The organism is Thermococcus celer Vu 13 = JCM 8558, from assembly GCF_002214365.1.
Classification (GTDB): domain Archaea; phylum Methanobacteriota_B; class Thermococci; order Thermococcales; family Thermococcaceae; genus Thermococcus; species Thermococcus celer.
In genome coordinates, this window is sequence record NZ_CP014854.1 from 1,596,314 (window position 1) to 1,618,964 (window position 22,651).

24 protein-coding genes and 1 pseudogene are annotated in these 22,651 nt (G+C 56.7%); 9 read left to right on the forward strand and 16 right to left on the reverse strand.

The window, feature by feature from the left end; all coding sequences use genetic code 11:
* Positions 1-3: 3 nt before the first annotated feature.
* Both A3L02_RS08660 and A3L02_RS08665 read left to right on the forward strand, forming a co-directional pair.
* Positions 4-534: a hypothetical protein gene (locus A3L02_RS08660; RefSeq protein WP_088863530.1), complete on the forward strand. Its 531-nt coding sequence runs from the start codon at positions 4-6 to the stop codon at positions 532-534.
* Complete coding sequence (locus A3L02_RS08665; protein ID WP_237268599.1) at positions 525-3,536, forward strand: helicase-related protein; 3,012 nt, start codon at positions 525-527, stop codon at positions 3,534-3,536. The genes A3L02_RS08660 and A3L02_RS08665 overlap by 10 nt, the downstream gene beginning before the upstream one ends.
* Before the next feature lie 111 nt (positions 3,537-3,647).
* Here the strand turns inward: A3L02_RS08665 and acs are convergent, their stop codons facing one another.
* Positions 3,648-5,042, reverse strand: a complete 1,395-nt coding sequence (gene acs, locus A3L02_RS08670; RefSeq protein WP_088863532.1) for an acetate--CoA ligase alpha subunit — start codon at positions 5,040-5,042, stop codon at positions 3,648-3,650.
* A 244-nt stretch (positions 5,043-5,286) separates the two neighbouring features.
* Here acs and fen point away from each other — a divergent pair, with 244 nt between their 5' ends.
* Complete coding sequence (gene fen / locus A3L02_RS08675; RefSeq protein WP_088863533.1) at positions 5,287-6,312, forward strand: flap endonuclease-1; 1,026 nt, start codon at positions 5,287-5,289, stop codon at positions 6,310-6,312.
* Between the two features lie 40 nt (positions 6,313-6,352).
* Here fen and A3L02_RS08680 read toward each other — a convergent pair.
* From A3L02_RS08680 to A3L02_RS08700, 5 genes and pseudogenes are all read right to left on the reverse strand, one after another.
* A pseudogene (locus A3L02_RS08680) lies at positions 6,353-7,251 on the reverse strand (transcription initiation factor IIB).
* A gap of 38 nt (positions 7,252-7,289) precedes the next feature.
* Positions 7,290-7,568 (reverse strand): hypothetical protein, encoded by a 279-nt coding sequence (locus tag A3L02_RS08685; protein WP_088863534.1) that lies wholly within the window; start codon positions 7,566-7,568, stop codon positions 7,290-7,292.
* A 15-nt stretch (positions 7,569-7,583) separates the two neighbouring features.
* Positions 7,584-7,922: a DNA-binding protein gene (locus A3L02_RS08690; RefSeq protein ID WP_088863535.1), complete on the reverse strand. Its 339-nt coding sequence runs from the start codon at positions 7,920-7,922 to the stop codon at positions 7,584-7,586.
* A gap of 96 nt (positions 7,923-8,018) precedes the next feature.
* Positions 8,019-8,471 carry a 30S ribosomal protein S19e gene (locus A3L02_RS08695; protein ID WP_088863874.1) on the reverse strand — a complete coding sequence of 151 codons (453 nt, stop codon included), beginning with the start codon at positions 8,469-8,471 and terminating at the stop codon, positions 8,019-8,021.
* Positions 8,472-8,473: 2 nt separating this feature from the next.
* Positions 8,474-8,890, reverse strand: coding sequence for a YhbY family RNA-binding protein (locus A3L02_RS08700; protein WP_088863536.1), 417 nt, complete (start codon positions 8,888-8,890; stop codon positions 8,474-8,476).
* Positions 8,891-8,979: 89 nt separating this feature from the next.
* Here A3L02_RS08700 and A3L02_RS08705 point away from each other — a divergent pair, with 89 nt between their 5' ends.
* Positions 8,980-9,576: a DUF7411 family protein gene (locus A3L02_RS08705; protein ID WP_088863537.1), complete on the forward strand. Its 597-nt coding sequence runs from the start codon at positions 8,980-8,982 to the stop codon at positions 9,574-9,576.
* Positions 9,577-9,642: 66 nt separating this feature from the next.
* Here A3L02_RS08705 and rpl18a read toward each other — a convergent pair whose 3' ends face one another.
* From rpl18a to A3L02_RS08745, 8 genes are all read right to left on the reverse strand, one after another.
* Positions 9,643-9,873, reverse strand: coding sequence for a 50S ribosomal protein L18Ae (gene rpl18a / locus A3L02_RS08710; protein ID WP_054833898.1), 231 nt, complete (start codon positions 9,871-9,873; stop codon positions 9,643-9,645).
* 16 nt (positions 9,874-9,889) lie between these two features.
* The gene (locus A3L02_RS08715) at positions 9,890-10,576 is read right to left on the reverse strand and encodes a translation initiation factor IF-6 (RefSeq protein WP_088863538.1); all 687 of its coding nucleotides are present in this window, start codon (positions 10,574-10,576) and stop codon (positions 9,890-9,892) included.
* Between the two features lie 25 nt (positions 10,577-10,601).
* Positions 10,602-10,871, reverse strand: a complete 270-nt coding sequence (locus A3L02_RS08720) for a 50S ribosomal protein L31e (RefSeq protein ID WP_088863539.1) — start codon at positions 10,869-10,871, stop codon at positions 10,602-10,604.
* A 10-nt stretch (positions 10,872-10,881) separates the two neighbouring features.
* Positions 10,882-11,037 carry a 50S ribosomal protein L39e gene (locus A3L02_RS08725; RefSeq protein ID WP_088863540.1) on the reverse strand — a complete coding sequence of 52 codons (156 nt, stop codon included), beginning with the start codon at positions 11,035-11,037 and terminating at the stop codon, positions 10,882-10,884.
* Positions 11,038-11,144: 107 nt separating this feature from the next.
* Positions 11,145-12,833, reverse strand: coding sequence for an acyl-CoA mutase large subunit family protein (locus A3L02_RS08730; protein WP_088863541.1), 1,689 nt, complete (start codon positions 12,831-12,833; stop codon positions 11,145-11,147).
* A gap of 89 nt (positions 12,834-12,922) precedes the next feature.
* Positions 12,923-15,082: a COG1470 family protein gene (locus A3L02_RS08735; RefSeq protein WP_088863542.1), complete on the reverse strand. Its 2,160-nt coding sequence runs from the start codon at positions 15,080-15,082 to the stop codon at positions 12,923-12,925.
* 2 nt (positions 15,083-15,084) lie between these two features.
* On the reverse strand, positions 15,085-15,873 hold the full coding sequence (locus A3L02_RS08740; RefSeq protein WP_088863543.1) for an ABC transporter permease: 789 nt from the start codon (positions 15,871-15,873) through the stop codon (positions 15,085-15,087).
* A complete protein-coding gene (locus tag A3L02_RS08745) occupies positions 15,870-16,808 on the reverse strand; it encodes an ABC transporter ATP-binding protein (protein ID WP_088863544.1) in 939 nt (312 codons plus the stop codon). Before A3L02_RS08745 ends, A3L02_RS08740 begins: the two co-directional genes overlap by 4 nt.
* A 65-nt stretch (positions 16,809-16,873) precedes the next feature.
* Here A3L02_RS08745 and A3L02_RS08750 point away from each other — a divergent pair, with 65 nt between their 5' ends.
* From A3L02_RS08750 to A3L02_RS08765, 4 genes are all read left to right on the forward strand, one after another.
* Entirely contained in the window at positions 16,874-17,740 is an 867-nt protein-coding gene (locus A3L02_RS08750) for an MBL fold metallo-hydrolase (RefSeq protein WP_088863545.1), read from the forward strand.
* 259 nt (positions 17,741-17,999) lie between these two features.
* Entirely contained in the window at positions 18,000-18,284 is a 285-nt protein-coding gene (locus A3L02_RS08755; protein ID WP_088863546.1) for a hypothetical protein, read from the forward strand.
* A gap of 113 nt (positions 18,285-18,397) precedes the next feature.
* Positions 18,398-18,883, forward strand: coding sequence for an Hsp20/alpha crystallin family protein (locus A3L02_RS08760; RefSeq protein ID WP_088863547.1), 486 nt, complete (start codon positions 18,398-18,400; stop codon positions 18,881-18,883).
* Positions 18,884-18,987: 104 nt separating this feature from the next.
* The gene (locus A3L02_RS08765; protein WP_088863548.1) at positions 18,988-21,378 is read left to right on the forward strand and encodes a CDC48 family AAA ATPase; all 2,391 of its coding nucleotides are present in this window, start codon (positions 18,988-18,990) and stop codon (positions 21,376-21,378) included.
* A 109-nt stretch (positions 21,379-21,487) separates the two neighbouring features.
* Here the strand turns inward: A3L02_RS08765 and A3L02_RS10260 are convergent, their stop codons facing one another.
* Positions 21,488-21,643: a hypothetical protein gene (locus tag A3L02_RS10260; RefSeq protein WP_157895758.1), complete on the reverse strand. Its 156-nt coding sequence runs from the start codon at positions 21,641-21,643 to the stop codon at positions 21,488-21,490.
* Between the two features lie 189 nt (positions 21,644-21,832).
* Entirely contained in the window at positions 21,833-21,982 is a 150-nt protein-coding gene (locus tag A3L02_RS10355) for a hypothetical protein (protein WP_204247192.1), read from the reverse strand.
* Between the two features lie 64 nt (positions 21,983-22,046).
* Here A3L02_RS10355 and A3L02_RS08770 point away from each other — a divergent pair, with 64 nt between their 5' ends.
* Positions 22,047-22,466 (forward strand): M67 family metallopeptidase, encoded by a 420-nt coding sequence (locus A3L02_RS08770; protein ID WP_088863549.1) that lies wholly within the window; start codon positions 22,047-22,049, stop codon positions 22,464-22,466.
* Positions 22,467-22,651: the final 185 nt, after the last annotated feature.

Consider the following 22,651-nt stretch of genomic DNA (forward strand, 5'->3'; position numbering starts at 1 on the left):
GACATGGAAAACTCAGTGGAGTACCAGGTCGTGCTGAAGTACATTAAAAGGGCCTCCCTCCCCGTTGAGAGGACCCAGAAACTGGCGGAGTTCATGCCCGTCTTCAACGTCAAGGGCTCCGGGGAAGAGAAGAGGGTTACAGGTAAGGTGGAGGCCCGTGCAAGGGTCTTCCTCCCAGAGTTTCTCAATTTCGCCAGGAAGCTCGGATTCAGCGTTGATGCCAGCGAGAGCCTTTTGAAGTGGCTCAACCTGCCACCGTCCAGGAAGGCCAAACTTGAGTACAGCGGGAGCAAGAGGGTGGTCCTGAAGACCGGTGACGATTACGCGTACCTCCGCCTCATGATCTACAGTGTTGTCATGTCCATCCTGAAGAACCCCAACGACTGGGGCCAGCTTGAGGATTACGTGAGTTCTATGGAGCCGATGGCCCTCCGCTTCTGGGCCTCCAAGATCCGGAACACCTACTGGAAGTACGGAAACAGGAGGAGGCTCGACTACCTGGCAAGACGCTTTCTGGAGGTGGAGTGGATTTGACGGACGTTGAGAAGGCAATCCTCAGGGACGTTCTCCTCCACAGCCCCGCCCTCTTTTATACTTCCCTCACCGCCCCCACTGGAAGGCCGATTGACCCGTTCAAACACCAGTTCCAGTCCCTTTACCACGCCATGGTCTCTCACCCGGTTAGGATGTTGATAGCCGATGAGATAGGACTCGGAAAAACGGTTCAGGCCCTCGCGATCGCAAGGTACCTCGAGCTCCAGCGGGGGGCAAGGAAGATCCTCGTTCTCGTGCCGAAGATCCTCCGCGAACAGTGGAAAATGGAGATAAAACGCGTTGGGGGAGTCCCCTGGGTCATACACTCCGGAGGCGAGGTTAGGAACGTTCTCAACGCCGTCAGGAATGCCGGGAGGGGGTACGTTGTTGTCTCGATCGACTTGGCCAAGAGACCGCCCCACAGGGAGGAATTCCTCGGAGTCAACTGGGACCTGGTCATCATCGACGAGGCCCACAACGTTACCCTCGGTACCCAGAGGTTTGACTTCGTCAGGGAACTCATCGGAAAGGGATGGAATCGCCTCAACGTCCTCCTACTCTCGGCCACGCCACACAGGGGCAACCCAAAGGATTACCTCGCAAGGATCTCCCTTCTTGACCCCACTTTAACCCCACTTTACCCCAGGCTCGACGATCCCCACTTCTACGGCAAAACACACGGCACTCTGGTTCTCCGGAGGACGAAGAAAACCGTGAACGAGCTTGAGGGAAGGGAAGTATTCAAAAAATGTGACTTCAACGCCGTTGTTGTCGAAATCACAGAGGCGGAGAGGCTCTTCTTCAGGGAACTTCAGAACGTGCTGTTTGAGATGATAAAGAACTCCAGGGAGAACTCGCCGGAGGCCTTACTCGCAGTCCTCCTTCGCAAGAGGGCTGCTTCCAGTTATGGGGCCGCCCTCAAGACCATCAGCAAGATAGCGGAGAGTGCCAACACTGAGCGGAAGGGGAGGGCGGAGAAGGTTAGCAAATACATACAGAGCCTCTTCGGTCTCGGCTACGATGAGATGGAGCTCGAGGAATTCAATGAAATTGATGACGCCGTCGAGAAGATAATCGAGGAGTACTCACCCTTCCTCGACGAGGGGCAGAAAGCGGCCCTCAGAAAGATACTTCGCCTGGGGGAGAGGATAGGGGAACGCGATAGCAAACTCGAGATGGTGGCGGGGGTCGTGGCCTACCACCTGAAGAAAGGGGAGAAGGTCATCGTGTTCACCGAGTTCAAGGACACGCTGGATTACCTGACCAAAAGACTTCCAAAGGTCCTGGCAGAGAAACATAGAATTCACCTTTCAAGGGAGGATATCTCTTTTCTTCACGGGGGGATGAGCAGTAATGACATCGAGGAAGGGATGGCCCGGTTTGAGAAGAGAGGAAAGCTCCTCATCTCGACGGACGTGGCCTCTGAGGGGCTGAACCTTCAGGTTGCGAGCGTTCTCATAAACTACGAGGCCCCATGGAGCCCTATAAAGCTGGAGCAGAGGGTGGGGAGGATATGGCGGCTGAGCCAGCCACGGGAAACAACGGCTTACACGTTCTTCCTCGCTGCCGAAACCGACCTGTACGTTCTTGAAAACCTCTACCAGAAGATAATGAACATAGCGGACGCACTCGGAAGTGGACCTAAGCTGGGTAGGCCCATCTTTGGCCAGAGAATGCTCTCCGGGGACTTTGAACACCTCTGGAAGGAGGAACCGGTGGAAGGGACGTTTGAACGGGAGAAACCCTCTGAGTACGAGCTGGTACTCGCCTCGATTAAAAGGGAGCTGAGCGGATACGCGGGGGCGATAATAAACACCCTGAAGTCTTTAAGACAGAATATCGAGAAGGTCGTCCCACCAGACACCGCCGATCAGGTTCGGAAAGGGCTCGAAAGCATTCTCTCACCCCGGGACTTTGACTCAAACTTTATTTACGAGGTTCTCGAGGGGTACCTGGAGATAGTCCTCAAAAAGCCCAGCGTTCCGGAGATTCGACCGTTACTTTACAGAATCTTGGAAAACGGAAAGGACGTTGAGACCCCCCTCAGGATTGGGGTTAACAAGAAAGTGGGAGAATACCGGCTTTACTCCATCCGGCTTGTGGACTCGGAGAGCGGAGAGGAGTTGCACAGGTATCCCGTTCTCGTCAAAACGGGTAAAAGCGGCATTAAAAAGGTCTTCTATGGGACGGAATTACTTATGGAAATCACGAAGATACTCTCAAATGAACACCTCATACTGGGGCCCCTTCGTAGAGACGACCCGAACGGAATTCATATAGAAGGAAAGTTAATGACACTCGCAAGGGATAGATTTTACAACATCAAATCAAAGTACAGGGATTATGATACGCAACTCAGAAGGAAGTTGAGGAAGAGGCCACTTTTTAAGGAGACGAAAATCCTGGTCAAAGAGCTCGTAAGGATAGAAGGCATAACCGAGGGTAGATTCGCCATATTGAAGCACGTCCCCCAGGGCCTCATCGAGCTCTACGGTCTCGGTGAAAACGATATTGAAATTCCCACAAAAGAATATGAGAACATCGTTGAAAGAAACTTCGTTCCCCTGAAGGATATCCTCGAAAGCGAGCAGAGGGCAATGGGAATCGTTATGGAGCTTGAAAGGAGGCGCCTGGAGCAAGAATACGGGCTGAACGGTGACTGGAAGGTTGAGGACGTTTCTCTGAGGGAGCACTACGACATCAAGGTCACGGAACCTGAAAATGAGAGATACATTGAGGTCAAGGGGCATAAACCCCTAATCTTAACGGCCGAGATTACTTCCGCGGAATACGAGTTCGCAAGGGCCCACAGGGATAGGTACTGGCTTTATATCGTCGCGAATCTCGGAAAGAACCGGCCGGTGATTCTGAAGGTGTTCAGGCCCTTTGAGGATAAGAGGAAGATCTACGCGGTCTTGGAAGACGGAAGGGAGGTGGACGTAACGACCGAAGTAACGGTTCACACACGGGAAAAAACGAGGAGGGTCATCAGCCTTAAGTGATTCCCCAGCGTTTCTTACGACTTTGTTTATCTGAGCAGATAATTCTGACAGAGGCATTATGATGCAGGATGTTAGACTCAAGAACAATAACAGAGAGAATAAAGAAGGAAATCACTCCCTCTTCTGCGTGGCCTTCCACCTGCTCCACCTGTAGAGCGCCGAAAGGGACTTGATGGCCCTCTCGGGCTCGGGGTAGGCGGGTATCCCCTCCTCGTTGAGCATGTCGATGGCTTCCTTGGCCTCGATACCGCCGACTATGGCAACCACCAGGGGCTTCTTCCTGCCGCTCTCGTTGTACTCGCGGATGACTATCTTGGCGAGGTCGCGCGGATCGAGCACGGCGGTCTGGCAGTAGAGGACGGCCACCGCGTGCATGTTCGGGTTGGCGAGCGCGTCCCTCACGGCCCCCTCGTAGGCTTTGCCGTCGGCCATACCCGTGAGGTCAACCGGGTTCTTGTAGGAGCCGAAGGGCGGCATGTGCTTGGCGAAGACCTTGAGGTCGTCGAGGTTGTCGTAGAGCTTGAGGCCCTCCTCCTCGGCGGCATCGGTCGCCATAACACCTATTCCACCGCCGTTGGTGAGTATAACGACGTTCTCCCCTTCCGGCTCCGGCAGGTTGCTGAGGGTTCTCGCCCAGTCGAAGGCCTCGCCGATGGTCAGCGCCCTGAGGACGCCGCTCTGCTTGAAGGCGGCCGTGTAGATGCTGTCGGCACCGGCGAGCGAACCAGTGTGGGACGCGGCGGCCTTGGCACCGCGCTCGCTCCTCCCGGCCTTTATGATGATGATAGGCTTCTCCATGCTGACCTCCTTGGCGGTTTTCATGAACTTCCTTCCGTCCTTGACGCCCTCCATGTAGATGAGGATGGCCTTGGTGTTCTCGTCCTCCTTGAAGAACTCCAGGAGGTCGGCGTCGTCGATGTCGCTCTTGTTCCCGATGCTGACGACGGCGGAGAGACCGACCTTCTCGAGGATGGTCCAGCCCATGAGGGCTATACCGAGGGCCCCGCTCTGGCTGATGAGCGCGAGGCTTCCGGGCATGACGTCGGTCGGGCCGAAGGTAGCGTTGAGCTTCTCCGGGGTGTAGACGACGCCGAAGATGTTCGGGCCGAGTATCCTCATGCCGTACCTGTGGGCGGTCTCAACGAGTTGCTCCTCAACCTTCTTCCCCTCTTCACCGAGCTCGCCGAAGCCCGAGCTTATTATCGGGAGGACCTTGACGCCCTTCTTCCCGCAATCCTCAACCACCTGGGGGACGAACTTGGCCGGGACGACTATCACTGCCATGTCGACCTCGTCCGGAACGTCGAGGATGCTCTTGTAGGACTTGAACTTCCTTCCGTTGATCTCTATCTCGACACCCTTGATGTTGACGGGGTATATCTTACCCTCGTAGCCGTACTCCACGAGGTTCTTCATAACCGCGTAGCCTATCTTGCCCGGCTTCTCAGAAGCGCCGATGACGGCGATGCTTCTGGGCCTGAAAAGCGCCTTGATGTTCTCATCCATTTCCATCACCCCACTTCGATGAGAGTCACGATTTTACGTTCGTAAAAGAGGTTATAACCTTTCCCCTCTCTTTTCGACGATAACGGGCTCGACGGACGTTTAAAGAAGCGGATCGCCACCCGAGGATGAGAAGCCGGAAAAGTCCGCTAAGGCCTTTAAGCACTAAGATCTTCTCATCGGGCCGGGGGAAGTTCTTCAGAGAAAGGCTAAAATATTCCTTCCCCAACTCCCTCCAGGTGGTGTTATGGGCGTACAGATAGGTGAACTCGTGCCGAGGAAGGAGATAGAGCTCAACAACCTTTACGGCCGGAAGGTGGCGGTCGATGCCTTCAACGCGATTTACCAGTTCCTCTCGACGATAAGACAGCGCGACGGAACTCCCCTGATGGATTCCAAGGGGAGGATAACCTCTCACCTCAGCGGGCTCTTCTACCGCAACATCAACCTCATGGAAAATGGGATAAAGCTGGCCTACGTCTTCGATGGAAAACCGCCGGCGTTCAAAAAGAGGGAGATAGAGAAGCGCCGCGAGGTCAGGGAGGAAGCGGAGGAGAAGTGGTACGAGGCCCTTGAAAAGGGAGACCTCGAGGAGGCCAAGAAGTACGCGATGCGCGCCACCAGGGTAAACGAGGCGCTGATAAACGATGCCAAAAAGCTCCTCGAGCTGATGGGAATCCCCGTTGTCCAGGCACCGAGCGAGGGGGAGGCACAGGCCGCATACATGGCCGCCAGGGGAGAGGTCTACGCCTCCGCCAGCCAGGACTACGATTCGCTCCTCTTCGGGGCGCCGAGACTGGTGAGGAACGTAACTATAACCGGAAGGAGAAAGCTCCCGGGAAAGAACGTCTACGTCGAGGTCAGGCCCGAGCTGATAGTCCTCGAGGAGGTTCTGAAGGAGCTCGGGGTAGACCGGGAGAAGTTAGTCGAACTCGGCATCCTCGTTGGCACGGACTACAACCCCGGAGGGATAAAGGGCATCGGGCCGAAGAAGGCCCTGGCGATAGTCAAACGGGAGAAGGATCCGCTCAAAAAGTACCAGAGGGAGAGCGAGGTTGACCTCTACGCCATAAAGGAGTTCTTCCTCAACCCGCCGGTTACGGATGAATACGAGCTCAGATGGAGCGAGCCGGACGAGGAGGGGATCCTGAGGTTCCTCTGCGACGAGCACGACTTCAGCGAGGAGAGGGTGAAGAACGGTCTCGAGCGGCTGAAGAAGGCCGTGAAGGTGGGAAAACAGGCCACGCTGGAGAGCTGGTTCGGAAGGCGTTGACCCCCTGTTTTCTCTTTCCGTTAGTTTTCGGATGAAGCTCTCAAATCGGTATCTTCAGGTTGAGCTTGTCCACGAGCTCCTTGTAGCGGTTCCTGACGGTGACCTCGGTGACGCGGGCGACCTCAGCCACTTCCCTCTGGGTTCTCTTCTCGTCCTCAATCAGGCTGGCTATGTAGAGCGCCGCCCCGACGAGACCCGCCGGGCTCTTCCCGCTCGTCAATCCCTTCTCGTAGGCCTCTTCGAGGATCTTAATCGCCCTCCTCCTGACCTTTTCGCTCAGGTTCAGCTCGTCGGCGAACTTGTTGACGTAATCGGTCGGCTTGACGAAGAGCTTCTTCGGGGTCAGGTTGAGGTTCCTGGCTATGTAGCGGAAGCTCCTGCCTATTTCCTTCTTGTCGACGCGGGAGATGTCGGCTATCTCGTCGAGCGTCCTCGGAACCTTGAGGAGCCTGCAGGCCGCGTAGACGCAGGCGGCAATGACGCTCTCTATCGAGCGCCCCCGTATGAGCCCCTTCCTCACGGCCTCGCGGTAGAGCCTCGCCGCCTCCTCCTCGACGTGTCTCGGCAGTTTCAGCTGGCTGCCTATCCTGTCGAGTTGCTGAGGGCGAAGGCGAGGTTACGCTCGGCGGCGTCGCTGACCCTGAGGCGGGACTGCCACTTCCTAAGGCGGTACATCTTCTCGCGCATCAACCCCGAGAGGTTCCGGTCGATTCCAATGTCCGTTGAAAGCCCTTTATCGTGAAGAAGAATGCTCTCGGGGGCACCAACGCGGGCCCTCTTCTCCCTCTGGCCCGCGTCAAAGGCGCGCCATTCCGGCCCCTCATCCACAACGTTCTCCTCGATGACGTAACCACAGTTCTTACAAACTATCTCACCCCTACCCGGGTCGTAGATGAACTCGGTCGAGCCACAGACCGGGCAGACCCTGCGCTTGCTCACTCAAACACCCCCAACCGGCCGGCTATTTTATAAAACCCTTATAAACCTTCGCCTTTTTTCACCACATAGCGGAGTAACCAGGCGAGGTCCTCGCGCTTGAAGGTTATCCTCTCCAGAACGTGGACGTCCCAGTCTTCCTCTATCACGTTGGCGTAGATCCAGAGGAAAACCGGATCCTCCTCGGTCCCCACGTGCAGGTTCCTGTAGAGAACGTCAACGGTTCCGTCCCGGTTCTTCTTGACCGAGACGGCCCTCCAGGTCTCGAGACTAACCTCTCCCTTTTCGTCGAGTATCCTGACGATCTCGCGGGCGTCCATGGGGGCACCTTCTCGCTACCACTTGATCCTGAAGTCCCGCCTCGTCCTGGCGTCTATCTGCGCCAGAATCCTCTTCAGTTTGGCGTCGTCTATCCGTTCCGTAATCTGCCCCGCCTGGTACAGCTGAACGAGAACCAGCTGAACCTGTCTCGCGAGTTCGGGTTTGACGAGTTTGACCCTTCCGAGCCGTTCCCTCGCCTCCGGCGTCAGGATCCGCCTCATTATCGCGTCGAGCTGGGCCTCGAGCTCCATCTCCTGCTTCATGGCCTCTTCCTGCGCCTTCTGCTGTTCAAGGTACCTCTTCTGGAGCTCCATGAGCTTGCGCTTTCTGATCTCCTCTATATCCTCGGCCATTCCCTCACCCCCATGTTAAGGTTGGACGTCAGGTTAAAAATGTATTGGGCTGGACGGAACCAGAGGCAGAAACCAAATTGGAAGAGGGCCGGGCCCTCAGTACTTCTTGAGCTCGGGGAGCTGCTCCTCGAGCTCCTTTTTGAGCTCGGTGGCTATCCTATCGAGGAAGCTCTGCCCCTGCGGGGTCACGATTCTGCCCTCGCCCGGAACCTTCTGGACGAAGCCCGCGGCCTCGAGCTGCTGGAGGGCCTTCCTTATGATGCTTCCGCCGGCCTTGTAGAAGTGCTCGGGCGCGTGACCTCGGTTCTTCCTCCCGCCGTACCAGGTCCTGAGGCGCTCTATTCCAACCGGTCCGTCGATGTAGATCTTCCTGAAGATGCTGGCGACCCTGTAGTACCACCAGTCTTCCTGCTCCGGAATCCTCTCCTTGTGTCTCCCCGTCTTGACGAACGGGGCCCACTCGGGCGGTTTTATGGCCTCGACCTCTTTGAGCGCCTTTGCGGTCCTTTCAACGAGCAAATCACCGGGAACGTCGTAAACCGTCGCCACTTTCAATCCCTCCCCTTCTTGAATTTCCTCCTGAATTGAGCGATATCGAGCCTGACCTTCCTAACGGGCTTCTCCTCCCGTTTTTCCTTCGAAAGCTCCTTTCTCCCGAGCTTCCTTAAATACTTTTCCCAACCTTCCCTGGGCTTGAACAATATAAACCTTTTGCCGCGAACGTCGATTAGCTCGCTGTCCGTCGCCTCGGCCACCCTCTCGGCGAGGGTCCTCCTGTCGAGGCCCGTGGAGATGAGCGCCCCCTTCCTTATCTCGACTTTGAGGACACCGTCCTTCTCGAGCTGGGTGTTTATCTCCTCTATGACGGCCGCATCAAGCCCCCTCTTCCCTATCCACGCTCTCGGGGGGATATCGTAGTATCTCGCCCTCACCGCCCTTCTCACCTTTCCGGATAAGCGTTTCTCCATACCTCTCACCCCTCAGCCCTCGCGATGGAGGACTTAAAAAGGTTGGCCTTTTAAAGGTGTTGGCAAAGAGCATTGGAAGGTGTGAGGCCATGCTCGTCCACCATCTCTACTCCGGCGGCAAGGACTCGAGTTTGAGCGCGTGGATCCTGAAAAGACTCGGCTACGAGGTGGAACTCGTAACCGTCAGCTTCGGCACCCTCGATAACTGGCGCTTCGCCAGGGAGACCGCGGAGAGGCTCGGCTTCGAGCATCGCGTCCTTTACCTGTCGAAGGAGATCCTCGAGACGGCGGCGGAGATGGCCATCCGGGAAGGCCACCCGAACAACGCCATTCAGTTCATCCACGAGAGAGCCCTCGAGGCCCTGGCTTCCCTTCCCGAGGTCGAAAGGGTGAGCGACGGAACGAGGAGGGACGACAGGGTTCCGCTCCTCGATTTGCCGAAGGCCCGCTCGCTTGAGGACAGGTTCGGCGTCGCTTACATAAGACCACTCCTCGGCCTCGGCTACAGGACGATAAGGGAACTAACGGGAAAACTTTTCGTGGTTGAGGTAAGGGAGAGCGAGGAACTCGAGAAGGCCGATTATGAGGTCGAGCTCCGGCACCTGCTACGTGAAAGGGGAATCGACCCGCTCACGATATTTCCGAGGAGCCATTACCAGTCGAGGGTCCTCGGCTGGAAAGAATAGTCCGGCCAGTTCAGGGATCCGGATTTTGAGAGCATCCAGAGCCCAACGGGAGAATAGAAAAGGGGATCAGAGCCCGCTGAGCTTTCTGACTATCGGGTTTCTGGCCTCTTCGGGCTTTATCTCCTCGATGCTCTCGACCCATATCTTGCTCCTCGGAACGCGGTGCTTGCTACCGACTTCGGAGTAGAGTATCTCGACCACGTCCTCGGCCCTAAGGCCGCGGTACTCCCTCGTGAACCTCTCCTTCTTCCCGTTCCTCTCGAAAACGCCCTTAACGCGGAAGACCTTAACCTCCATCGCTCACACCTCCGTCTCAGTCAAGGAAGCCCAGGGCCTCCTCAATCTTCACAATCTCGGGTCCGGTTGTCAGGTGTCCGACAACGACACCGTGGGAGTTGGCCAGCATGCAGGAGCCGACGAAGGGAACGCCCATGTTGGCGGTTCCGACGTAGATATCAACCTTGAAGAGGTCGCGGAGCCACTCGAGCTCCTCGTCCGTCGCCTCGGGGTGAACGATTCCTCCCCTGTTCGTGACGACCCCGGCGCTCCCCACTGCATGGAAGTCGCCTATCATGCCCCTCTCGACCTCGACGCCGAGGATGTCCTCCAGCCTCTTTGCCTCCTCGCGGCTGAACTTCGCGCTCACCAGCGCCGCCTTATCGTTCGCCAGGATGAGGTTGCCGAGGGCCGTGAGGGTGCTCTGGAAGGGAACCACCTCGATGTCCACGCCGTGCTCCTCGAGTCCGGCCTTTATCCTCTCCAGCTCCGCGTCCCAGACGTACCACGGGACGACCATCGCGTTGGAGTTGCCGGCCGTGAATATTCCAACTATGCGGGACTTCATCACGCTCGTCTCGATGAGCGGAACCTTGAGAACCTCCCGGAGAACCTCGAGCTTCTTCTCGCCGAGGCCCTCCCTGATAAGGCCTACCTTATCCGTGGCGATACCGTAGACGCCAAGGTAGGGGGAGTTCTCAAAATCGAGCCTCTCTATGTGCATCTCGTCACCTCTTCAAATTAAAAGATCAGGCGAGGGAGACCTTCGCGATCCTCTTCCCTTCGCTCTCCTCGACGATGACCTTGACGCGGAGCTTGTTGGGCGGCTTCTCGGCCCCGCGCTCCCAGAGTTTCTCGTTGACGTCGGTGCCGATGAGCACCTCGTCGGCCTTGGCGTGCCTCGCTATCCACTCGCGGACAAAGCGGGCGGCCCTCGGTGCCCTCTTCCAGCGCGGAACGCGCTTCTTTATCTTCCTGATGGGAACGACGAATATGACCTCTTCTCCCGGCTTTATCATTCAAACCACCTCACTCCTTGAGCTTGGTCCTCCTCCACATCCTCCTCTTCGGGTGGGTCATTACTTCCCTGTTGGTTTTGACGATGACCCATACCGGAACGCGCCTGTTCTGCTTGGCGGCCTTGGCAAGTCTGAGCTTCTTCGCAAGCGGCTTGTTTCTCGCCATAACTACACCTCCCGGGGTTATCATGATGCCCGTTGATGCTTTGGCTATCCTTTTTTAAGCTTTTTCGTGGGGCCGAAGGGGAGACGAAAAGGGGAAGAAGAACGGCATCAGAACACCAGCGGGGCCCTGTACTCGCCCCAGACCTCACGAAGGACGTCGGTGACCTCCCCGAGGGTGGCGAGGTGGCGGTGGGCCTCGATGATGTAGGGCATGAGGTTCTCGTCCTCGGTCTCCGCCGCTTTCCTGAGCCTGTCGAGAACCTCCTCCACCTTTTTGTTGTCCCTCTCGGAGCGGAGCTTCTTTAACCTCTCGATTTGCTTGTCCCTGATGCTCGGGTCGACCTTCAGTATCTCGACGTCGAGGGGCTCGTCAACGACGAACTCGTTCACACCGACGATGATGCGCTTCTTCTCCTCTATCTCCTTCTGGACTTTGTAGGCACTCTCGGCTATCTCCTTCTGGATGTAGCCGCGCTCTATAGCGCGCATCATTCCGCCCATCTTCTTTATCTTCTCGATGTACTTGAGGGCCTCGTCGTATATGTGGTCTGTGAGCCACTCGATGTAGTATGAACCGCCGAGCGGGTCTATCGTGTCAACGACGCCGCTCTCGTAGGCTATTATCTGCTGGGTCCTCAGGGCAATCCTAACGCTCTTCTCCGTCGGCAGGGAGAGGGCCTCGTCGTAGCTGTTGGTGTGGAGGCTCTGGGTTCCGCCAAGGACCGCTGCCAGGGCCTGGATGGCGACGCGGACGATGTTGTTCTCCGGCTGCTGGGCGGTTAACGTGGAGCCGGCCGTCTGGGTGTGGAAGCGCAGGAGCATGCTCCTCGGGTTCTTTGCGTTGAACCACTCCTTCATTATGTAAGCCCAGAGCCTCCTGGCGGCCCTGAACTTGGCTATCTCCTCCAGGAAGTTGTTGTGGGCGTTGAAGAAGAAGCTCAGCCTCGGGGCGAACTTGTCGACGTCCATACCCCTGTCTATGACGGCCTTGACGTACTCGATGCCGTCCGCCAGGGTGAAGGCGACCTCCTGAACGGCGTTGGCACCGGCCTCCCTGATGTGGTAGCCGCTTATGCTTATCGGGTTCCACTTGGGGACGTTCTCGGCGCAGTACATGATGATGTCGGTGGTGAGGCGCATGCTCGGCTGGGGCGGGAAGATGTATGTGCCGCGAGCGATGTACTCCTTCAGGATGTCGTTCTGGACAGTTCCGCGGAGCTTATCGGGGGTAACGCCCTGCTCCTCCGCCACGAGGATGTACATGGCCAGCAGGTTCGCCGCGGTCGAGTTTATGGTCATGCTCGTCGAAACCTTGTCCAGCGGAATCCCGTCGAAGAGTATCCTCATGTCCCAGAGGGAGTCTATCGCAACTCCGACCTTCCCGACCTCGCCCTCGCTCATCGGGTGGTCGCTGTCGTAGCCTATCTGGGTCGGCAGGTCGAAGGCGACGCTCAACCCGGTCTGTCCCTGTGAAAGCAGGTACTTGTAGCGCTTGTTGGACTCCTCAGCGGTTCCAAACCCAGCGTACTGCCTCATAGTCCAGAACCTGCCGCGGTACATCGTCGCGTAAACGCCGCGGGTGAAGGGATACTCACCGGGAAAACCGAGCCTCTCGAGGTAGTCCCAGTCTTCACCGAGATCGGCGGGGGTGTAGAGACGCTTTATCTCGAAGCCATCGTCCGTGGTGAACTTCTCCTTTCTCTCGGGTCTCCTTTCAATGAACTTTTTAACGGTCGTGTCCTCCCAGCGCTTTTCTTCCTCCCTAATCTTCTCGAGCTTCTCCTTATCGAAGGTCATGAGTACCACCTACCACTATTTGGGCGCGGCCATATAAAAAGCTTTTACATAACTCAAGGGCGAGCTTGACTTTGGATAAATTATCCACCTCACCCGATTCTCCTCTCGAGCCATACGGCCGCGAGTAGGAGCAACAGAAGCCCGAGAACCGCCAGGTAAGCCGCCTTTGAGCTCACCTCGCCGACCCCGAGCTCACCACCCACCACGTTGAATTTCATCGTGACGTTTCCCTCCCCTATCACGGCGACCGCTACGAAATCCTCGTAGCTCCTCACCCCGATCTCTCCCTCTATCTTCCGCCCGCTGCCCCTGAAGGCCCCTTTAAAGCTCGCTGAGAGCGGGTCAAAGTCCTCCTTCTCCCTGTTGAGGGTGAAGTGATAGGCCCTGACCTCCACATCCCCGCTGGAGTTCACGAGGATTTTGAGCGTTTTGCCCCTCAGGGGGCTGGCGTTTATTACGAAAGTCCTCAGGCCCTCCCCAAATTCCTTCCTCCTGAGTTCAAACGTGATGTTCATCGGCCTCTCGAGGTAGTCCGCCACGAGGAGGATCGAGTTGAAGTAGCCACTCCCCTCCACCATGAGCATGAAATCGCTCTGGTTGAATACCAGGTAGTCGCTCTTCCCCTTCTCCTGGGTTGAGGAGGCCACTATCCTCCCTGAGGTGTCGAGGAGGTGCAGGCTCAGGTCCTTTCCCCTCCCCACGTAGTCCCCGTAGAGCACGGCGATTTTCTCCCCTTCCGAGGGCTCGAACACGAAGGGCGGGGTCAGGTCCCTCCCGACAACCCGGTAGGGCAGGCCAACGTGGTGATGCTCGCTCGTGTAGTTCATCTTCGCGAGCCAGTTGTCGCCGTAGACGGGCAGGATTCCGATCCCGCCCACCTCAAGTTTTAAGGGTGTTTTAATCCCGTTGACCGTGACGTTGAAGGTCAGCGGCACGTTAAGCGTGAAGCCCCGGGGCAAGTTGGGAAGCCGGAGGAGGAGCGTGACCTGGGCGCTCTTGACCACGTTAAGTTCCTTAACCTCGGCCCCGTTGTAGTAGAACGAAGCCCCTATGGAATCGGGGAGTCCCTCAACCCCCAGCGTGACGTCTCCGTCTCCGCTTATGAGGAGCGTGTAGCTGGCCGTTCCCCCCAGGATTCCCTTTGAGTAGGAATTGAGCGCCCGGACATCGAGCGTGCCCTTTAACTGTATCGGGAACGTCAGGGAGTACGTCCCGGAGCTGACGGCTATGGTCAGAAATTCCGCGTCCCGGGGGATCCTGAACTCAACGAGAGCTTCTTCATCCGGGTTAACCTCGACGCTCCTGTAGTAGGGCTCACCGACTATGAAGCCGTTCTGGTAGACGCTCACCTTCCCCGCGAATTTCCCTTTGCCCTCGTTTTTGAGCCATACCCCGAGCTTATCCCCTACCCTTTCAACCTTTGTAAGCGAGATTGTGGGGGCCTCGAAGTAAAAGCTTTCCTGTCTGGTAACCCCCCCGTACTCGATGAGGAGGGCCCCCTGATTTATGTCACTCTCAAAGGAGACCTCCTTTTCCTCTCCCCTCCCCATGGTTATCGTCATTTTCTCTACGGTCAGGCCGTTGAGGAGAAGCTTAATGGTAACGTTGGTCGCGTCGCCGTGGTTCCTGAGCCTGACGTGGAGTCCTTCATCCTTCCGGATTTCGTCCACGGAGACGAGCTCTTCGAAGGACCCCACAGTAACGGTTCTGGATATCCCGCTCCCCTCGGCCGTCACGGTTATCCCGCCGGAGGGGGCCCTTACCTTCAGGGTGGTGGACTCTCCCCTCCTCAGAAAAATCGAGCGCTCCTCCAGGGGCACCCCCTGGGACGAGACGAGCAGGGTATCGTTGAGGTCGTAGTAACCCGTGTTGGTGACCCTGAGCTTCACGTAGGCGTCGAAGGCCTCCAGGACCTCAACCTTAAAGTCCCTCTTCTTCAAAACTTCCGTTTTGGAGTAGTTCCCGCTCAGATGCAGCGTCAGAACCATCCTCGTGGGATCCAGCCGCCCCACGGTGTAGTTAACTCCCCCGGTGTAGAGGCTCTCCCCGAAGGTCAGCCCCTTCAAAACGCTCCCGTTCGGGGTCTCCACCATCAGAAAGACCAGGCCGGGATTGTTCTGGGCCACGTCGAAGCTTACCGTGCTGTTATCAACGATGAGTACCTCGTCTATTCCCAGGTCAACGGACAGGGCGGACGCGTTTCCCGCAAGGATGAGCAGGATTATGGGGATGACCGCTATCCACTTCATATTCATCCCTCGTACTCCTTTCTGTAGAGCCCCAGGAGCGTGAGGATAAGACTCACCAGAATCACGCTCAGGAAAAAGAGGGCGCTCATGCCGGGGTCGCCCTTGTAGCTATCGAGCCCGGTGTTGAGTGTGAACCCCTTCTTCAGGAGGACCCCTATTTGATAGCTCAGGTTAAAACGCTCCGGGTCGTCAAAGAAGGGCAGCTGTGGGAGTATGAACTGCGCGGTAAAGACCAGTCCAAAGCTCGCCAGAGAAGCGTATAGAGGCCTGGATAGTATAACGGAGAGAAGCATTGAAACGGCCCCCAGGCTTCCAAGCACGAGCAGTGTGATACCGGTTGCAAAAAGGAGGTCGTCGAACGTCGTCCTGAACCCCTCAAAGCCCGACTTGTAGAGGAGGACCATGTAGACCTGCATGATTAGGTAAGGAACCCCGAATATGACGGCGATTGCAGTGATGCCGGAGAGGAACTTGCCGAGGACTATCTCGCTTTTCCTTATCGGCTTTGTGAGGAGTATCCTTATGGTACCCCTGTCTATCTCGCTCGCCAGCAGGTCGCTCATGATTATGATGACCACGAGCTGACCTATAACACTCCCCCAGAAGTCTATCAGGGCCCCTGAGATGTTTATCTGGAAGGATATCTCCAAAGCCCTCGCACCGTATTCGGTTATCTCCTCATGGGTGAAGAAGTAAACCACAACCGGGAGGAGCATCAGGAGGAGCATGACCTTGAGCCTGCGGGACCTCAGGAGCCTGTAGGTCTCGTTTTGATAGAGGACGCCGATCACTCCGCCTCACCCACGTTAAACTTCTCCATCAGGATCCTCTCAAGCGGACTCGTGTGGGGTTTGAAGAGCTTTAAACGAATGCCCTGCGAGCTCAGATACCTCGGGAACTGCAGGAAAAACTCGTCCAGAAACCTCGGATCCACCCTGACCCTGAGCGTTCCCTCCTCCTCCCAGGACTCCCTGACGTAGGGCTTTTCCCTCAGGAACTCGAGTGCCCTTGCGTTATCGGACGTCAGAACATCGTATTCGCTCTCCTCCACCCCCGTGAGCTCGCTTATCCTGCCCTGGGCTATCAAACGGCCCTGATTGATCAGGCCAACGTAGTTGCACATCTTCTCGACCTCGCTGACTATGTGGGAGCTCACGAAAATCGTCTTTCCCTCCTTTGCGAGGGATACGATCTTGCCCGTGAACTCGATTCTCCCCAGGGGGTCGAGGTTCGCCGTGGGCTCGTCGAGTATCAGGAGCTCCGGGTTCCCGATTAAGGCCGCCGCGAAGGTAACCCTCTGCTTCTGCCCGGAGGAAAGCTCCTTTATTTTGTTCAGGGCCAGCCTGCCAACCCCGACGTACCTCATCAGCTCCTTTGCACTTTCCCTCGCCTCATCCTTTTCGAGCCCCGAGAGCCTCCCCATGTACGTCAGAAACTCAAAGATGGTCATATCCTCATAGGCTATGGGCGCTTCGGGCATGTAGCCAAGGCTTTTCATGATCTCAACCCTTTTTTGGGGCATCTCCATCCCGAAAATCCTTATCTCTCCATAGGTGGGTCTCAACGCCCCGGTGAGCATCTTTATGGTGGTGGTCTTTCCTGCACCGTTGGGGCCGAGAAAGCCGTAAACAACGCCTTTGGGGACTTTGAGGTTTAAGTGGTAGACTATGTTCCTCTTTCCGAAGAACTTTGTGAGGTCCCGTGTCTCGATGATGTAGGTGGACATCTCAACACCAAGAGGAACATCGAAACGAAGCTAATAAAAGTTTTGGTGACATTGTGTTTACTATAATGATAGTAGGTAACGTCGGCCTCGATAGCTCGGCCCGCTTTGCCTTCCAGAGCCACGCCCACACCGACCACTTCGTCAGCGGGGAGATCATCTTCGCCACCAGGCCCACGAAGTTCCTCAGCCACCTCAGGAAGGGCGGCTTTTACAGGGAGGTCAGGTTTGGAAGGAGGTTCTACCTCGGCGACTTTAAGGCGAGGCTCTACCCGGCCGGCCACATGCTCGGCTCCGCAGGGATAAAGCTGTGGCTCGATAACGGGACGGTATTCTACACGGGCGACACCAAGTGGTTCAGGCTGAGAACGGCCGAGAAGAGTCGCTTTCCCAGGGCGGACGTTCTCATCATAGAGGCGACCTTCGGGGTCCCGAGCTTCACGTTTCCCTCCCCCAGGGAAGCCGAGAAGAGACTGGTGGCCTTCGTTGAGGAGGCGCTGGATAGGGGAAAGAGGCCCGTCCTCTACGTCAACCAGACGGGAAAGGCCCAGGAGGTCATGAAGATACTCGACGTCCATGGCTACACCGTCAAAGTCCCTCGAGAGGCTCTGAAGGTGGCGCGCGTTTACTCGAAGTTCGGGGTCTCGTTTGACAACGTCTCCCCCGATGGCGACGTCGTCCTGCGCTCCCACCGCTCCCCCCGCGTTGAGAACTCGCTCTCCCCCTGGGAGCTGACGGTTTCCGGTTTTGGCGACCTGAAGCTCAGCAACCACGCGGACTTCTGGGAGCTGATGAGGATAGTTGAAAAAGTAGATCCCGAACGGGTTTTCACGGTTTACGGTTTTGCCCGGGAGTTCGCCAGAATTCTACGGGGGCTCGGCTACGATGCCCGGCCCCTGTCCCGGGATTCCGCCCTGAGGTCAGCGGACATATGACAAAAACTTAACCCGAACCCGACAAAAGCTCAAACTTTTCCGTTTTAATGCACATAAACGTGTAAATCTTCCAAAAAGTTAGCCGAAAAACTAATATTTTTCAAAGCCGTAGGCACCGATGAAACTCACGGTAAGGGGCGATAGCAGGGCGTGGTGTACCCTGAGCTTGTCCCGAAAAATAGGCAGATCGTACCAATAAGCCAAAGGGGCAGTATCCGGGCTCCCTTTTCCTTTCCCATTACTCCAAGGGGGTGAATCCATGGAGGTAGTAACCAGACGGAGGTTTCGCCCAAAGTGGGTAACTGGATTAAGGCCCAGACTTGAGGCGATATTGAATGGGGGTGCCGGCAGGGGGTCCCTTCTTGGAAGGGGGCGGATAGTCAGCGATATGCTCGAGGTTACGGAGCTCATCTTGGTACAAGAGCCAAAGGAGAGGGAAATCAGGGTGAAAGGAAAGGAAGTTGAATTCATCTACCCTCTCCGAGGAAACGAGAGCTTTGATGAAATTTATTACCCGCTCGTCCGCATGCTGAGCAACCTTTGACTTTTCCTGTTATTTTTAAATTTTAGTCACCAATGCACATTAAAAGACACAAAACTTTTTAAACCCTTCTGTTTTAGTTACTACTAGTAACCAAAAGGTCGGGGGTGATGGGAATGGTCTGGAGGAGGGACCGCTACTGGGACCCCTTCGACCTGATGAGGGAGATCCAGGAGGAGATCGACGCCATCTTCAGGGAAGCCTTCAGGGGTCCGAGACTCTGGAGCTACCGCGAGCCCGGCGAACGCTACGAGTTCACGAGCGAGACATGGAGGGAGCCCTTCGCCGACATCTTCGACCGCGGCGACAGGTTCGTCATAACCGTCGAGCTTCCAGGTGTCAGGAAGGAGGACATCAAGCTCCGCGTTACGGAGGACACCGTCTACATCGAGGCCCAGATGAGGCGCGAGAAGGAGCTCGAGGAAGAGGGAGCCATAAGGGTCGAGCGCTACTACAGCGGTTACAGGAGGGCCATAAGACTGCCCGAGGAGGTCATCCCTGAGAAGACCAAGGCGAGGTACAACAACGGCGTCCTCGAGATAGAGATCCCGAAGAAGTCCCCGAAGAAGGAGAAGGGGGGCTTCGACGTCAAGATCGAGTGACCCTTTCGTTGTTTCCCTCTGTTTACCGCTGGCTTTATTTTTGGCCCCGGATAAAATCAGAATCTCGCAATCATCGGTCATGAAAATTATGGAGGTGGTGAAAAATGGCCGAAAGGAGGGAGATCAAGCTCAAGGTTGCCTCTGCCTACCAGCGCGATGTGGGCAGGGGAATAGTTAGGATAGACAGGAAATCCATGCGCGAGATAGGTGCCCAGAGCGGTGATATCATCGAGATAATAGGGACCAAGAACACCGCCGCCGTCGTCTGGCCGGCCTATCCGGAGGACGAGGGGCTTGGAATCATCAGGATGGACGGAACCCTCAGGAAGAACGCCGGCGTTGGCCTCGGGGACGAGGTCACGGTGAGGAAGGCGGAGGTCAAGGAGGCGAAGAAGGTAATCGTCGCCCCGACCGAGCCGATCCGCTTCGGGCACGACTTCGTGGAGTGGTTCCACAGCAGGCTCATAGGCAGACCCGTCGTCAGGGGTGACTACATCAAGGTCGGCATACTCGGTCAGGAGCTGACCTTCGTGGTAACCGCGACGACCCCCGCGGGTATAGTCCAGATAACGGAGTTCACGGACTTCCAGGTCAGCGAGAAGCCCGTCAAGGAGGTCAGCAAGACCGCCGCTTTAGGGGTTACCTACGAGGACATCGGTGGCCTCAAGGACGTTATCCAGAAGGTCAGGGAGATGATAGAGCTCCCGCTCAAGCACCCGGAGATATTCGAGAAGCTCGGCATCGAGCCGCCGAAGGGGGTGCTCCTCTACGGTCCGCCTGGAACGGGTAAGACGCTCTTAGCCAAGGCAGTCGCGAACGAGGCTAACGCCCACTTCATAGCCATCAACGGGCCCGAGATAATGAGCAAGTTCTACGGAGAGAGCGAGGAGAGGCTTAGGGAGGTCTTCAAGGAGGCCGAGGAGAACGCTCCAAGTATAATCTTCATCGACGAGATTGATGCGATAGCCCCGAAGAGGGAGGAGGTTTCCGGGGAGGTCGAGAAGCGCGTCGTTTCGCAGTTGCTCACGCTGATGGACGGCCTCAAGAGCCGCGGAAAGGTGGTCGTCATAGGCGCTACCAACAGGCCGGACGCGATAGACCCAGCTTTGAGGAGGCCCGGAAGGTTCGACAGGGAGCTTGAGGTCGGCGTTCCGGACAAAGCCGGCAGGAAGGAGATACTCCAGATACACACGAGGGGAATGCCAATCGAGCCGGAGTTCAGGAAGGGCAAGGTCATCGAGATACTCGAGAGGCTCGAGATGAACGACGCCTACCGCGAGGGCGCAGAGAGGGCGCTGATGAAGGTCAAGAAGGCCAGGGACGAGGAGATACCGGAGATACTGAGGAACACCGACGAGAAACTCTACGAGGAGGTCAAGGCGAGGCTCATCGACGACCTGCTCGAGGAGCTGGCGGAGGTCACCCACGGTTTCGTCGGTGCCGACCTTGCGGCGCTCGCCAGGGAGGCGGCCATGGCGGCCCTCAGGAGGCTCATCAACGAGGGCAGGATAGACTTCGAGGCCGAGCACATACCCAAGGAGGTCCTCGAGGAACTGAAGGTAACGAGGAGGGACTTCTACGAGGCGCTCAAGATGGTGGAGCCGAGCGCCCTCAGGGAGGTCCTGCTCGAGGTTCCGAACGTCCACTGGGACGACGTCGGCGGCCTCGAAGAAGTGAAGGAGGAGCTCCGCGAGGCGGTGGAGTGGCCGCTCAAGTACCCAGAGGCCTTCCTCGGACTCGGCATAACCCCGCCCAAGGGAATACTGCTCTACGGTCCTCCAGGAACGGGTAAGACGCTCCTGGCTAAGGCCGTTGCCAACGAGAGTGAGGCGAACTTCATAGCCATCAAGGGTCCGGAGGTGCTGAGCAAGTGGGTCGGTGAGAGCGAGAAGAACATCAGGGAGATCTTCAGGAAGGCGAGGCAGGCGGCGCCGACGGTGATATTCATCGACGAGATCGACGCAATAGCCCCGAGGAGGGGCACGGACGTGAACCGCGTCACGGACAGGCTCATCAATCAACTGCTGACGGAGATGGATGGAATACAGGAGAACAGCGGGGTCGTCATCATAGGCGCCACCAACAGGCCGGACATCATAGACCCTGCCCTGCTGAGGCCTGGAAGATTCGACAGGCTGATACTGGTTCCGGCTCCGGACGAGAAGGCGAGGCTGGAGATACTCAAGGTGCACACGAGACGCGTCCCCCTGGCGGACGACGTAAAGCTCGAGGAACTCGCCAGGAAGACCGAGGGTTACACGGGAGCTGACATCGAGGCCGTGGTCAGGGAGGCCGCGATGCTGGCAATGAGGAGGGCACTCCAGGAGGGCATCATAAGGCCCGGCATGAAGGCCGACGAGATAAGGAGCAAAGTGAAGGTGACGATGAGGGACTTCGAGGAGGCGATGAAGAAGATCGGGCCCAGCGTAAGCAAAGAAACCATGGAGTACTACAGGAGGATCCAGGAGCAGTTCAAGCAGTCGCGCGGGGCATGATGCCCTGCGTTCCCCCCAATTTTTGACCCATGGTCCTCAGCATCGACGGGATCCTTCCGTTTTGGTTCACGTTTCCATGAAGATGGGTGGCAAAAACCGAAAGCGAACTTCACGCCACCCACTCGACCTCGTACTCCCTGGCGCCGAGTCTCTTTACCTCTTCCTCCGCTATTCTCTCGGCCTTTTTGATGTCGTTCGTCACGACTATGCGCTCCTCAGGAAGGGTGTTCTCGAAGTAGTACACGACACGCACGAGCATTCCCAACACCTCCCTTGTGTATCACCGGCAGTGATTATAAGGGGCTTAAAAACATTAATGTTCACAGAAATCCATTGATGAACATAAGTAATCGTACAGGAAAGTCCATCAGTGAACATTAACTCGAGCAACCCTCAGAATTGACCATTACACGGAGGGGGAGTGAGCGTAAAGGGATGGAAGAATGGAAAGCAATCACTCAAGCTTCTCGAGTTCAAAGACCATCGCGTCCTTCCGCTTAAGCTCCTGAAGGGCGAACATCCTTGCTTCGTCCGCCGTTTCGGTCTCGAAGACCACCGTTTCGCCGTGGTGTTCCCCGCCGTGGAGGGTGAGGGCCCACTTCATCCTACCACCGACGGGCTTTCGTCATATCTCCAAACTTTATAAGTCTAACGGGGGAGTTTTAAGCATGAAACTGATAATTCGACTGGAGGATTTAAAGGCGATTATCAAAACGGCAAAAAGGAGCGCCGTTGAGATCTGTGGTTTCCTCTTCGGGAGGCGAAAAAGGGACGGGTTCATCGTCGAGGAGGTTCGCTTCGTTCCCAACAGGCTGAACTCCCCGATGGCCTTCGAGATGGAGCCGGTTGAGATGGTCAAGGCCATAGACGAGGCCGAGGAGAGAGCCCTTGAGGTCGTCGGAATATTCCACTCACACGTTGGATGCCCGCCGGTTCCGAGTGGAAGGGATCTGAAGGGGATGCGGCTCTGGCCGGTCGTCTGGCTGATAGTCGACGATAACGGCAACTACGGAGCCTACGTGCTGGAAGATGGAAAGGTGAGGAGGATTCCCGTAGGTTTCAATGTGGAGTCCACTTTAGATGGCTAAAGAGGAGAGCTCACCAAATGGGTTCAGGGGAGTAAATTCATACCACAACTTGGTGAGGGCATGGAGGATACCAGTTAATTGGAGGGCTGGACAATGGGGGTCCTCCGGGAACTGCTCGAGGTCGAGGAAGTGAGGAGGGAAATAAAAGAACCCTCCAAGACCGTGAGGAGGGGATGTTCGGCAAT